We start from the raw sequence: 13,775 nt of genomic DNA on the forward strand, positions 1-13,775 counted from the left end.
TTCACTGCGGATGTCACCATTTATCGGGTGCAAAAGCATCGGCATCATAAAGCATTCAAATGCTTCAACATGGCCCGCCCGATTGATCATCACATTATGTATGTGATGCGTATGGCCGATTATTGCACCAGTTACAGGGCATCGGTTATGGTCGGCGGGTTCCCGCCCTAACCGCCGGGTCCAACCGCGTCACCCTCAGCCGTCGTGACCAGTAAAAAAGCACCCTATGCACTAACGCGTGAGCACAATCCCCGGTACGCTTCCCATCATTCGGTGGGAACGTAACAAGGTCGAAGCCAAAATTTGCCCGCGCATCATCGAAACCGCACGGTCAATTCCCCACGTTAAGAAGTACAGATCACAAGGCCATCCAGCGCTACGGAAGTCGCATCGTTTTCACGATTACCGGGAAATCTGTCGTCAACCATCCACGCACCTTGAAATTGCAACCGCAAATACCCGGGCATGGTTTCCCGGCACCTTAAAAATCACAATACCGGAACCGTTATTGCGAAAATGCTATCCTGGCCGCCGACACAACTTTCTGTAATAATTATTCCGTTTCAAATAACCTGATACATCATGAAACAGCCGGTCCAGCCGAAACGATTTTTTGATTCGTTAAAATGTTCATTCCCGCACAACGCGATTTAATTTGATGTCAAAGTACTTTTTGGCACTGTCCGAAGGCGTTCCGCACCAACAAAAATCTTTTAAAAACAAATGTTTAAATAAAAAGTACCGAATAACCCTCACCCCTTGGGTTGTCAGGAGCAATCATGTCGTGCAACCATAACAACGCTGCACCAAATGTGGTGTAACGTTTATACGGTTGTCGAAGGGGAACAATTCGCAGGGCCGGGCGTTCAATGCGCTGGCTAGACTGCAAGATACGCTGCTTTCCCGGAAACAACCGGCACAGTTTTAAGGGTATTATCCAGGTCATTTAAGGGGGGACACAAGCACACAACCATTACGGTTTATAACGGCCATTTTTCAATACCTGCACAAGACAGGTACCGGTCGCAAAATGACCATACCCACCAGGTCACGCCCATAAAAACGAACAACAAGGGCCACACCAACTGGATCAGTATTATTTAAACACAAAAAAGGAAATCGGGGATGACTGACCCTCTTAAATATTTGACCGACAGCGTAAAAGCGCATGGCCTCAGCCGTCGCGAATTTATCGCAAGCTCGATGGCTGCCGGTTTGACACTTACTGCTGCGACCAGCCTGTATTCCAAAACAGCCAAAGCCGCCGAACCCAAACGGGGCGGGCACCTCAAACTGGGCCTTCAGGGCGGTGCCGCTACCGACATTCTGGACCCGGCCAAATCGCAGTCGCAATTCACCTTTGTGTTAGGCCGCAACTGGGGCGACACGCTGGTTGAAAGTCACCCGCATGATGGCACGGCGGTTCCGTCCCTGGCTGAATCCTGGGAATCATCGGCCGACGCGTCAACCTGGACCTTCACCCTCCGCAAGGGCGTTCAGTTCCACAATGGCAAGGAACTGACCATTGATGACGTGGTTAAAACCCTGCATCGCCACACCGACAAAAAATCGGAATCCGGTGCCCTTGGCATTTTGAAATCCATCACCGATATCAAAGCCGACGGCGATAAACTGGTTGTTTCCCTGACCGAAGGCAACGCCGACCTGCCGCTGCTTTTAACCGACTATCACCTTGTCATTCAGCCAGGTGGCGGCAACGACGACCCCAATGCAGCAATTGGCACCGGGCCTTACAAACTTAAAACCTATGATGCCGGTGTCCGCGCCACGTTCGAGAAAAACGAAAATGACTGGCGTTCGGATCGCGGTTATGTCGATAGCATCGAAATGATCGTCATGAACGATGCAACCGCCCGCGTTGCCGCCCTGTCATCGGGCCAGGTTCATTATATCAACCGTGTTGATCCTAAAACCGTCAGCTTGCTGAAACGTGCGCCGAGTGTTGATATTTTGCAAACCTCGGGTCGCGGTCACTATGTCTTCATCATGCATTGCGACACCGCGCCGTTTGACAATAACGACCTGCGTCTGGCCCTTAAATACGCCATGGACCGTGAAACCATGGTTGAAAAAATCCTGGGCGGGTATGGCAAGGTCGGTAATGACTTTCCGATCAACGAAACCTATGCCCTGTTCCCCGAAGGCATCGAACAGCGTAAGTACGACCCTGATAAAGCCAAATTCCATTACAAAAAATCCGGCCATGACGGGTCCGTTCTGCTGCGGACATCCGATGTTGCCTTTCCTGGCGCTGTCGATGCCGCCGTGCTGTATCAGGAAAGCGCGAAAAAGGCTGGCATCAATATCGAAGTCAAACGTGAACCGGGTGATGGTTACTGGTCCAACGTCTGGAACGTGCAGCCGTTCAGCACATCTTACTGGGGGGGGCGCCCGACCCAGGACCAGATGTATTCAACCGCCTATCTGTCAACCGCCGACTGGAACGACACACGGTTCAAGCGCGAGGATTTCGACAAACTTCTGCTGGCAGCCCGGGCCGAACTGGACCAGGCAAAACGCAAGGAAATGTATCGCGATATGGCCATGATGGTCCGCGATGAAGGCGGCTTGATCCTGCCAATGTTCAACGATTTCGTGAATGCCTCGAATAAAAATCTCAAGGGCTATGTTCACGACATCGGCAACGACATGTCCAACGGCTATGTCGCAACCCGCGTCTGGCTGGATAGCTGATTGATCCTGCGAAACATCCATAGATGTTTCGCGACCTGCCTGCCTGCGAACTGCCGGGGTATTCCCGGCAGTTCGATTAAACTGATTTTGCCTGACAGGAATTAACAACGTGCCGTTTTGCCGGCATTTTATGCCGTGCGGCAGCATTCGTTGTACCAAGCACATCATCGTTACACGCCACACCAATTCCAGCCGGGCCCACAACCGGCTGATCCGACGATAATATGCCTGATGCCCCGACTTCCTGGTCCGGCTCTCATCAAGGAGAGATCACCCCATGGATACAGCCATGGATGACGGCAAACCAAGCCGTCGCCGTCTGAAACATCGTTATCCGCTAACGGTTCTTATCCTGCAAAGGCTGGGACTAAGTGCGGGTCTTTTGCTGGCCGTGTCGATTTTGATTTTTGGTGGCGTGGAAGCCTTGCCGGGGGATTTTGCCCAAACCTATCTGGGGCAATCGGCCACTCCGCAAGCCATTGAAAACATTCGTTCCCAACTAGGGCTGGAGCGCCCGATAACCACGCGTTATTTTGAATGGCTTGGTAATGCTGTTCAGGGTGACTTTGGCGAAAGCTGGGCCAGCGGCAATTCGGTTTCAGAACAAATCGGCAAACGTCTGGGCAATTCGCTGTTTCTGGCGTTTTGTGCAGCAATCATATCCGTGCCACTGGCTGTGGGCCTAGGCATGCTTGCGGTTCATTTTCGCAATCGCGTTCCCGACCGCATCATCAACATTGTTTCTCTGGCAGCAATTTCCCTGCCCGAGTTTTTTATCGGTTATCTGCTGATCCTGTTTTTTGCCGTTAAATTTGGCGTCGCCAGTTTCCCCGCCACCGTTTATGACGGCATGGCCTTTAGCGACCGCCTGGCTGCCATTGCCCTGCCGACGGCGACGCTGGTGTTTGTGGTGCTGGCCCACATGATGCGTATGACCCGTGCCGCCATTATCAGTGTCATGTCATCTGCCTATATGGAAACCGCCGAACTTAAAGGTCTGGGAGCCTTTAAAACCATCATCAAGCATGCCGCGCCCAATGCAATTGCCCCTATTGTTAATGTGGTGGCATTGAACCTGGCCTATCTGGTGGTTGGTGTTGTCGTGGTTGAAGTGGTGTTTGTTTATCCCGGCATGGGCCAGTACATGGTCGATGCCGTAACCGTGCGCGACATGCCGGTTGTGCAGGCTTGCGGCCTTATCTTTGCGGCTGTTTACATCCTGCTTAACATGGTTGCTGATCTGATCGCCATTATTGCCAACCCGAAACTGAGGCATCCGCGATGAGATTACGTGAAATTCCCATTACCGCCTGGATCGGCATTTTCGGCATTTTTCTGGCGTTCTTCTGTGCCATCTTTGCCCCGCTGATTGCCCCGCACGGGGAACGCGAAATTGTCGGTGATATCTGGGTGGCCGCCAATGACCAGTTCTGGCTTGGTACCGACAACCTTGGCCGTGATTTGCTTTCACGGTTGATTTTTGGCGCACGGACAACTTTGTTTGTTGCCCTTGCTGCCTCTATCCTGTCGTTTTCAATTGGCATTTTCCTTAGCTTCACAGCGGCGGTTTCGCGCGGCATCATTGATCAAACCCTGTCACGGTTTAATGATCTGATGATGTCGATCCCCACACTTATTTTTGCGTTGGTCGTTTTGGCCGTTTTACCGCAAAATCTGTGGATCCTGATCGTGGTGATGGCCGTACTTGATTCCACCCGTGTCTATCGGCTGGGCCGGGCTGTGGCGCTTGACGTTGCCGTGATGGAATTTGTCGAGGCTGCCAAGCTGCGCGGCGAAGGCAAAATGTGGATCATTTTCCGCGAAATCCTGCCCAATACCTTAACGCCGCTTCTGGCCGAATTTGGCCTGCGTTTTGCCTTTTCAATCCTGTTTTTATCCACCCTTTCGTTTCTGGGGCTGGGTATTCAACCCCCCGCGGCCGACTGGGGCGGTATGGTCAAGGATAACAAGGATGGCATCATCTTTGGTATTTCAGCTGCCCTTATTCCTGGCGGTGCCATTGCCGCACTGGCAATTTGTGTAAACATGGTTGTCGACTGGCTTCTGAAACGAACGTCCAGCTTAAAGGGGGGCCGCGGAGATGGCTAATATGTTATCGGTACGCAATCTTAAAATCGGCGCCACCACCTATCCGCCCGGGGAAAACCCCAAGGACATCGAAATTGTTCATGGCATTTCATTTGATCTGGAACGGGGCAAAGTCCTGGGCCTGATCGGGGAATCGGGTGCGGGCAAATCGACCATTGGCCTTGCCGCACTGGCCTATGGCCGGGGTGGTGTGCGCATCACCGGTGGGGAAGTCCTGCTTGACGGCGAAGACATTTTAAAAACGGACAAAAAAGGCATTCGCCAAATTCGCGGGGCACGGGTGTGCTATGTTGCCCAATCGGCGGCGGCGGCCTTTAACCCGGCGCATAAACTGGGCGATCAGGTGATTGAGGCCACGCTTGAACATGGCCTGATGACACGTGACGAAGCCCGGGAACGTGCCCTTTATCTGTTTAAAATTCTCGGCCTGCCCGACCCGGACACCTTTGGCGACCGATTTCCTCATCAGGTTTCCGGTGGGCAGTTACAACGTGCCATGACGGCAATGGCACTTTGTTCCAACCCCGAACTGATCGTGTTTGACGAACCCACCACAGCCCTTGATGTCACCACCCAGATCGACGTTCTGGCGGCCATCAAAAATGCGATCGAGGAAACCGGCACCGCCGCCCTTTACATCACCCACGACCTGGCCGTTGTCGCCCAGATTTCAGACGACATCATGGTGCTGCGTCACGGTGAAACTATTGAATATGGTAGTGTCCAGCAAATCATTGAGAACCCGCAGGAAGAATATACCCGGGCCCTGATTTCGGTACGCCAAACCAAACAGCGTGAAGCCAGGGACCAGTCCAACGCCTTGTTATCTGTCGATAATATTTCGGCATCCTATGGCAACGGATTTAAGGTCCTGCACGATGTTTCACTGCATGTGCCCCGCGGGCAAACCGTTGCGGTGGTTGGTGAATCCGGTTCGGGCAAATCAACACTTGCCCGCGTTATTACCGGGCTTTTACCTCCGAGCGAAGGGTCTATTACCTTTGCTAACGAGGCATTACCCCCCCAACACAAACAGCGTACCCGCGATCAGTTACGCCGTATCCAGCTGATTTATCAAATGGCGGATACCGCCATGAACCCGCGCCAAACTGTCGGTCAAATTATTGGTCGCCCGTTGACGTTTTATTTCGGCCTGCATGGCACGAAAAAGAAACAGCGGGTTCAGGAACTGCTCGACGAAATCGAAATGGGCTCGGGCTTTTACGACCGTTACCCGGCTGAACTTTCCGGCGGGCAAAAACAGCGTGTCGCCATTGCCCGCGCCCTGGCCGCAAAACCTGACCTGATCCTGTGTGACGAACCAACCTCGGCGCTTGACCCGCTGGTAGCAGAAGGCATTCTTGATTTGCTGATGCGTTTGCAGGCCGAAACCCAGGTGTCATATCTGTTTATCACGCACGATATCGCCATTGTCCGCGCCATTGCCGATTCAGTTGCTGTCATGCTTCAAGGCAAACTGGTTGATTTTGGCCCACGTTCAAGCGTGCTATCGCCCCCGTTCGACGATTACACCGACCTTTTGCTTAAATCAGTACCGGAAATGGAACTGGGCTGGCTGGAAAAGGTTCTGGCAACCCGTCGCATGGAAAGCGCTGGTAACTAATTACAGCTGTTTTAACCACCGCCCGGGCTATGTCCGGGCGGTGGTTTTATTTTTGGACTAACACGATATTGCCAACGTTACCCTATTGCTGCCGCAAACCGATTTCAGGCTGGCGATATCAAGGCTGCCTTACCCCATGCACCCGAAGATTGGATAAACAATGACCAATGCCCCCTATTCCGTCATTGAAAATAAATGGATTACATTAAAGGATGGCACCCGGCTTGCTGCCCGCATCTGGATGCCCGACAGCGCCGATTTAACCCCCGTCCCTGCGGTGCTGGAATTTCTGCCTTACCGCAAACGTGATGGAACCAGCCCGCGTGATGAATCAACTTATCCGGTATTTGCCAGTGCCGGTATTGCCGGTGTTCGGGTTGATATTCGCGGCTCGGGTGAATCCGATGGTGTCATAGACGGCGAATATACCCCGCTGGAACTCGATAATGCCTGCGAAATCATCGCCTGGATCGCCGAACAGGCATGGTGTAATGGCTCAGTCGGGATGATGGGCATATCCTGGGGCGGGTTTAACTGTCTGCAGGTTGCTGCCCTGCAGCCACCCGCCCTAAAAGCCGTCATCTCCATCGCCTCCACAGTGGACCGCTATAACGACGACATTCATTACAAAAATGGTTGCCACCTGGCTGTTCAGCTTTCATGGGCCGCCACAATGCTGGCCTATCAGTCCCGCTCGCCCGACCCGGAACTGGTCGGCGGTCGCTGGCGTGAAATGTGGATGGAACGCCTGGAAAAAGAACCGTTTTTCATGGAAGAATGGCTCGATCATCAACAACGTGATGATTTCTGGAAACATGCCTCGATCTGCGAGGATTTCGACGCTGTCAAAATCCCGTCAATGGTGATGGCAGGCTGGGCCGACGGATACCGCAACACGCCAATACGCGCCATCGAAGGGATGCCAGACCGGGCCAAAGCCCTGATTGGCCCATGGGTACATAAATACCCACACTTTGCGTGGCCCAAACCCCGTGCCGATTTTCATGGTGAAGCCATTCGCTGGTGGGATAAATGGCTGCGCAATGCCGATAACGCGGCCGAAACCCTGCCGCAAATGCGTGCCTACATTCTCGATGCCATCAAACCAGCCCCCCGGCGCGACCATGATGCCGGTTTCTGGGTCACCAAAAAAACCTGGCAATCACCCGAAATGGTTCATTATACGGTCAGGGACGAAAGGCTGGTTATCGACGACGAAAATTCCCCCGTCGAAAGTCATAAAAACCACGATGTTTTTCTTAAATCCCCGCTTGATACAGGCACGGCCGCAGGCGAATATTTCACGCTGAAACCCGATGCCGAAATGGCAATCGACCAGCGCAGCGACGATGCGGGATCACTTTGTTTTGATAGCGCCCCTTTAACCGACAATCTGGATTTACTGGGCAGAGCTGAAATTACGTTAAATGTTGCCTGCGATGCCGACTGGGCCAACCTTTGCGCCCGTCTTGTTGATGTGCACCCCGACGGTACGGCAACCCGCATTTCTTTTGGTGTCCTTAACCTGGCTCACCGCGACCCTGCCGGGAATTATAACAACCCGCAGCCCATGCCACAGGGCGAAAAAACGTCTGTCACCGTCGTTCTTGATGCTTGCGGGTATCGCCTCCGCCCCGGTCACAAATTACGGGTTGCCCTGTCCACCGCCTATTGGCCCATGATCCTACCTGACCCGTTCAATGCCGGGTTAACCATCGATACAGCCAGCATCAATCTGTCCCTGCCGCTGTTGGGCGACCACGACCCAATCGACATGCCTGAACCCGAAAATCCCAATCCCCTGCCCACCTATATCGAACACCACCCCGCCACCACCCGGCGCGAAGTGCGGCATAACCTGACGCAAAATAAAACCGAATATTGCATTCTGGAAGACACGGGCGCGGTCGAACATCCCGATACCGGCCTGTCGACGCGGCAAATTCGCGATGAAACCTGGGCAATATCGCTTGATGATCCGTTATCAATGCGTGGCCATGCCGTTTGGACATGCGATATGGAACGCGATGGCTGGTTTACCCGCACGGTTTGTACCGCAACGCTAAGCTGCACCAAAACCGACTGGCACGTCGAAGCCCGCGTAATTGCAGTTGAACAGGACAAGGAAGTGTTTGAAAAAAACTGGAACCGCACCATCCCGCGCGATTTTATGTAACGACAATGCACTTGCAAAGCGGCCCGCAAAACCAATTGCGGGCCGTTATTTAATTCACCACCACCGGTAAGGGCTTATTGGCAAAACCCGGCCACCGCCCGGCACATATGGTCAAACCCGGCTCGGGCACCGTCGCTCATATGGCGGGCCCGCAACCATCCATGCACCATTTGCGGTTCTTCGCGATATGTTACATTCACCCCGGCCAGTGCCAAACGGGCTGCATATTCCCGCCCGTCATCACGCAACGGGTCAAAAAATGCAGCACTGATATAGGCGGCAGGCACCTTTGACACATCCTGCGCTTTCAGAGGGTTGGCGACCTCATCGGCATCCGGGGCTGCTAAAATATTGCGATAATATAAAACATCCTGCGTGCTTAACCCCGGTGCATGTGCCATCTCAAGGTACGACCCGCGGGCAACGTCACCGCCCAATGCAGGATAAATCAAAACCTGCCCGTTAATCGCCCGGGTCAATCCGGCTTCAACCGCCCGCAACATTAGCCCGGCCGCCAAATTGGCCCCGGCACTGTCCCCAATCACAACCAGTTGGTGCCCCCGCGCCACCAGATGGCGCAATACAGTAAACCCGTCATCCGATGCGGCGGGCCATACATATTCGGGTGCCAGCCGATAATCAACCGCCACCAGCTCCGCACCGGTAAAGTCGGCGATTTCGGCACAAATGGCATGGTGACTATCGCGTGACCCCACAACAAAACCACCACCATGCAAATACAACAAACAGCATTTTGTGCGTTGCTTTGCCGGGTGAAAATACCGCACCGGCACATTCTCAATTGTGCCATCCTCGAACCCCGACCCCGCCGGGTCTGGCGGGTTAAAACTGGCACAAAAGGCATCATACCAGGCACGTTGCTGGGCGATGGATGCACTTACCGCATCTGGCGGATAAAACGCATCGGCCTGTTTTTGAAACTCAATAATGCCTTCATCCTGCGGCACCGGCGATAATGGACCCGTCATGCGTTTCTACCAAATATGTTTCGTTTCATAGCCCTGCCAAACATCGCAGGCTAAATTTCAACCGCCTCAACGGTTGTTTTTAACAGGCTCGCGCTGCGGTGCAGGGCGTCGTTTTCCGTATTATCCAGGGTTGGCATCATATCGGCCTTCACGCCCCCTGCCCCCACCACCCGCGGGATCGACAGGGCAACATCTTTCACCCCCGCCACATCACCCGTCACAACCGAAACCGATAAAACATCCTGCTGATCCTGCGCAATGGACTTTACAATCCGCGCCAGTCCTGCCCCGATCCCATAATAGGTTGCGCCCTTGCCATTAATGATTTTATAGGCGGCATTACGTACGCCATCATCAATTCCGGCTTTCACATCATCACTCAGGGGCGCGCCCATTTGCGCAGCAAATGACAATAACGGCTCCGACCCGGCACGCGCATTTGACCATGCCAAAACTTCGCTATCGCCGTGCTCACCCAGCACATAGGCATGTACAGATTGCGGCGAAATTTGCAAATGTCGGCCCAGTAAACTCCGAAACCGTGCAGTATCAAGAATTGTGCCAGAGCCAATCACCCGATTTGCGGGTAACCCTGACAAGCGAGCAGTAATTTGCGTCATGATATCAACCGGGTTGGAGGCAATCAGCAAAATGGCATCCGGGGCTACACGCAAAACCTCGCCCACCACTTCCCTAAAAACAGCGGCATTCCGGCCCAAAAGCTCCAGCCGGGTTTCACCGGGTTTCTGGCTGACACCGGCGGCAAGAATGATCACTGACGCCCCTTTCAAATCAGCATAATCGCCAGCATGAACCATGCACGATGACATAAACGGCACGGCATGGGATATGTCCTCAGCCTGCGCCCGGGCAAGGTCGGCATTGCGGTCCACAAAAATGACTGAACTGGCGATGCCCATCAACGCAATGGCATATCCCGCCGAACTTCCGACCATTCCGGCCCCAACAATGCCAATTTTCATATCGCTACCTCGCGCTGATTTGTGTCTGATTATATCCTAGCGTAAAACAGGTGCAGTTGCACGGCACCGAAACAGGGATACAAAAATGCACCAATCCGACCTCGCCACACTTTATCGCCGCTATATCGACTGCTTAAACAATCAGGACTGGGACAATCTCGAGCAATATGTTCATGCTGATGCATCCCATAACGGCACTGAACTTGGTGTTGCCGGATACCGCGCAATGCTGGAAAACGATTACGAGCAAATCCCCGACCTGCGTTTTAACATTGAAATACTAAGCTGCGATGCGCCAATGGTTGCCAGCCGATTGATGTTTGATTGCACGCCCAAGGGCGAGTTTTTGGGTCTTGCCATCAATGGCCGAAAAATCAAATTTGCAGAGAACGTTTTTTATGAATTTCGCGACGGCAAAATCATCAATGTCTGGTCTGTTCTTGATAAAGTTGCCATAGAAGCCCAGCTTTGAGGCATTGTGAAAAATAGCGGGCCGGTCGAGTTTGGCATGAATTTTAATAACAGTTCAACACCTTGCGCCGCAGCACTGCGCCCCAGCGACAGGCTCAAAACAAAACACCTCGTACATCTATGTACGAGGTGCATTTTGCCGCCGAATAGTTAAAAATCGGTCGTTAAAAAATCAGCGACCGTTTTTTTCGCGCCAGGCCTGAAAATCAAGCGGGGTTTGCGGGTTGGTTGCCGGGTACAGGCCAACAATGGTTTTACCTGCCAGAACCTGTTCAGTCACAAAATCTTCAAACGCCGTCATTTCCATGGCTTCGTCGGCAATTTCTTCGGCAATGTCGGCGGGAACAATTATCACGCCTTCGCGATCACCTACCACAACGTCACCCGGAAAAACCGCAACATCGCCACAACCAATCGGCACATTCATATCAAGCGCCTGATGCAATGTCAGGTTGGTCGGTGCAGACGGGCGGTTGTGATAGGCTGGAATGGCAAGCTGGGCAATTTCGGGGGAATCCCGAAACCCGCCATCGGTAACAATACCAGCAACACCACGCACCATCAGGCGCGATACCAGAATGGACCCTGCCGATGCCGCACGGGCATCCTTGCGACTGTCAATTACCATTACCGCCCCTTCGGGGCATTGCTCAACCGCAACCCGCTGCGGATGTTGCGGGTTTTGGAACACGGTAATCGGGTTTAAATCCTCGCGCGCAGGGATATAGCGCAGGGTATAGGCTTCGCCGACCATATTGGGGCCATCAGCCTTTAACGGGCGCACATCCTGAATAAACTGGTTGCGCAAGCCGCGTTTGAACAGGGCCGTACACAGGGTTGCTGTACTAACCTGCATATATTTTTCGCGGGTTTCCGCACTTAGTTTGGTGGTCATCTTTAAACGCTCCGCCAGATCAGTAAATATCGGGTTCGCCAACCGTGGGGCCGAAACCGGTTTCAAGAAAATCAAAATCGCAGCCTTCATTGGCCTGTTTGACATGGCGGCCAAACATCCAGCCGTAACCCCGCGCAAAGGCCGGTTCCGGTTTTTTCCATTCTGCCCGGCGCCTGGCCAGTTCTTCGTCCGACACCTGCATTTCAATGGTGCGATCAGGTATACTGACCCGGATCATATCGCCGGTTTTAAGCAAGGCCAACGGCCCGCCAATAACGGCTTCAGGTGCGGCATGTAACATACATGCCCCGTATGACGTGCCACTCATGCGCGCATCGGACAGGCGCAACATATCGCGCACGCCCTGTTTCACCAGCTTGGTCGGGATGGGCAACATCCCCCATTCCGGCATGCCCGGCCCTCCCAGTGGCCCGACATTGCGCAACACCATAACGTGGTCTGCCGTCACATCCAGGTTCTCGTCATCAACAGCGGCCTTCATTTCCGGATAGCTGTCAAACACCAGGGCCGGGCCAACATGTTCATAATATTTCGGATCACACGCCGATGGTTTGATCACACAGCCGTCGGGTGCCAGATTGCCCCGCAACACGGCCAGCGACCCTTCCTTGTATATCGGGTTCGAAAGCGGGCGGATGACATCTTCGTTATGAACCTTCGCCCCTTCCAGCGTTTCACCCAGCGACACACCCGTTACGGTCTGACAAGTCAAATCCAGCTTGGGGGCAAGCTGGCTCATCAGGGCACGCAACCCCCCGGCATAATAAAAATCTTCCATCAGATATTTATCACCGGTCGGGCGAATATTGGCGATCACGGGTGTTGTCCGGCTTAACCGGTCAAAATCGTTTAAATCCAGGTCAACCCCGGCCCGGCGCGCCATCGCAATCAGATGGATCACCGCATTGGTCGAACACCCCGTTGCCATCGCCACCGTTACCGCATTTTCAACCGATGCTGCCGTGATGACCTGGTCCGGGCGCAAGTCTTCCCACACCATATTCACAATCCGACGGCCCGATGCTGTACACATGCGAATATGGTTTGAATCCGCCGCCGGAATGGAGGTTGCACCGGGCAACGTCATGCCAAGCGCCTCGGCAATGGCGGTCATGGTGCTGGCCGTGCCCATGGTCATGCAATGGCCATAAGATCGGGCAATGCCGCCCTCAATCCCCTGCCATTCCTCGTCCGAAATGTTACCGGCCCGGCGTTCATCCCAATATTTCCATGCGTCAGACCCACTGCCCAGCACATTGCCATGCCAGTTACCGCGCAACATCGGCCCGGCAGGCACATAAATGGTAGGTAACCCCATGCTGACCGCACCCATGATCAGGCCCGGTGTGGTTTTATCGCACCCGCCCATCAACACAACACCATCCACCGGATGAGACCGCAAAAGTTCTTCCGTCTCCATCGCCAGCATGTTGCGATACAGCATCGTTGTCGGCTTTACATAGCTTTCCGACAGCGAGATTGCCGGCAATTCCATCGGAAAGCCGCCTGCCTCGGTAATCCCGCGGCGGATATCATCGACACGGAATTTGAAATGCGCATGGCATGGATTGGCGTCCGACCAGGTATTGATAATGGCAATTTGCGGTTTGCCTTCCCAGTCCTCCGGGCCAAGGCCCATTTGCATGGCGCGTGAACGATGCCCGAATGACCGCAAATCATCAGGGGCGAACCACCGTGCGCTGCGCAGGTCTTCGGCTTTGATCGTTTTCTTGTTTGTCATGAATTCCTCGGAACGGTGGTCGATGGTCATATGGTCTGTTGATCAGAACTG

General features: G+C 53.6%; 10 protein-coding genes. 6 read left to right on the forward strand and 4 right to left on the reverse strand.

Features of this window, described 5'->3' with window-relative positions:
- Positions 1 to 1,125 precede the first annotated feature (1,125 nt).
- The 5 genes from J4E05_RS21385 (at position 1,126) to J4E05_RS21405 (ending at position 8,624) form a co-directional block, all read left to right on the forward strand.
- Positions 1,126 to 2,715, forward strand: a complete 1,590-nt coding sequence (locus J4E05_RS21385; protein ID WP_085595108.1) for an ABC transporter substrate-binding protein — start codon at positions 1,126 to 1,128, stop codon at positions 2,713 to 2,715.
- Between the two features lie 277 nt (positions 2,716 to 2,992).
- Positions 2,993 to 4,000, forward strand: a complete 1,008-nt coding sequence (locus tag J4E05_RS21390; RefSeq protein WP_139835724.1) for an ABC transporter permease — start codon at positions 2,993 to 2,995, stop codon at positions 3,998 to 4,000.
- Positions 3,997 to 4,824: an ABC transporter permease gene (locus J4E05_RS21395; RefSeq protein WP_085595110.1), complete on the forward strand. Its 828-nt coding sequence runs from the start codon at positions 3,997 to 3,999 to the stop codon at positions 4,822 to 4,824. Before J4E05_RS21390 ends, J4E05_RS21395 begins: the two co-directional genes overlap by 4 nt.
- Positions 4,817 to 6,448 (forward strand): ABC transporter ATP-binding protein, encoded by a 1,632-nt coding sequence (locus J4E05_RS21400; RefSeq protein ID WP_349599955.1) that lies wholly within the window; start codon positions 4,817 to 4,819, stop codon positions 6,446 to 6,448. The genes J4E05_RS21395 and J4E05_RS21400 overlap by 8 nt, the downstream gene beginning before the upstream one ends.
- A 160-nt stretch (positions 6,449 to 6,608) precedes the next feature.
- Entirely contained in the window at positions 6,609 to 8,624 is a 2,016-nt protein-coding gene (locus tag J4E05_RS21405; protein ID WP_349599958.1) for a CocE/NonD family hydrolase, read from the forward strand.
- 74 nt (positions 8,625 to 8,698) lie between these two features.
- Here the strand turns inward: J4E05_RS21405 and J4E05_RS21410 are convergent, their stop codons facing one another.
- Together J4E05_RS21410 and J4E05_RS21415 are read right to left on the reverse strand one after the other, a co-directional pair.
- Complete coding sequence (locus tag J4E05_RS21410) at positions 8,699 to 9,613, reverse strand: alpha/beta hydrolase (protein ID WP_349599961.1); 915 nt, start codon at positions 9,611 to 9,613, stop codon at positions 8,699 to 8,701.
- A 50-nt stretch (positions 9,614 to 9,663) separates the two neighbouring features.
- Entirely contained in the window at positions 9,664 to 10,596 is a 933-nt protein-coding gene (locus J4E05_RS21415) for an L-lactate dehydrogenase (RefSeq protein WP_349599964.1), read from the reverse strand.
- An 85-nt stretch (positions 10,597 to 10,681) separates the two neighbouring features.
- Here J4E05_RS21415 and J4E05_RS21420 point away from each other — a divergent pair, with 85 nt between their 5' ends.
- The gene (locus tag J4E05_RS21420; protein ID WP_349599967.1) at positions 10,682 to 11,068 is read left to right on the forward strand and encodes an ester cyclase; all 387 of its coding nucleotides are present in this window, start codon (positions 10,682 to 10,684) and stop codon (positions 11,066 to 11,068) included.
- Positions 11,069 to 11,239: 171 nt separating this feature from the next.
- Here J4E05_RS21420 and J4E05_RS21425 read toward each other — a convergent pair whose 3' ends face one another.
- Positions 11,240 to 11,962, reverse strand: coding sequence for a ribonuclease activity regulator RraA (locus J4E05_RS21425; protein ID WP_349599970.1), 723 nt, complete (start codon positions 11,960 to 11,962; stop codon positions 11,240 to 11,242).
- A 19-nt stretch (positions 11,963 to 11,981) separates the two neighbouring features.
- Positions 11,982 to 13,724, reverse strand: coding sequence for an L-arabinonate dehydratase (gene araD, locus J4E05_RS21430; protein ID WP_349599973.1), 1,743 nt, complete (start codon positions 13,722 to 13,724; stop codon positions 11,982 to 11,984).
- Positions 13,725 to 13,775 lie beyond the last annotated feature (51 nt).

The sequence above is a fragment of the Thalassospira sp. NFXS8 genome (assembly GCF_040148805.1).
Classification (GTDB): Bacteria; Pseudomonadota; Alphaproteobacteria; order Rhodospirillales; family Thalassospiraceae; genus Thalassospira.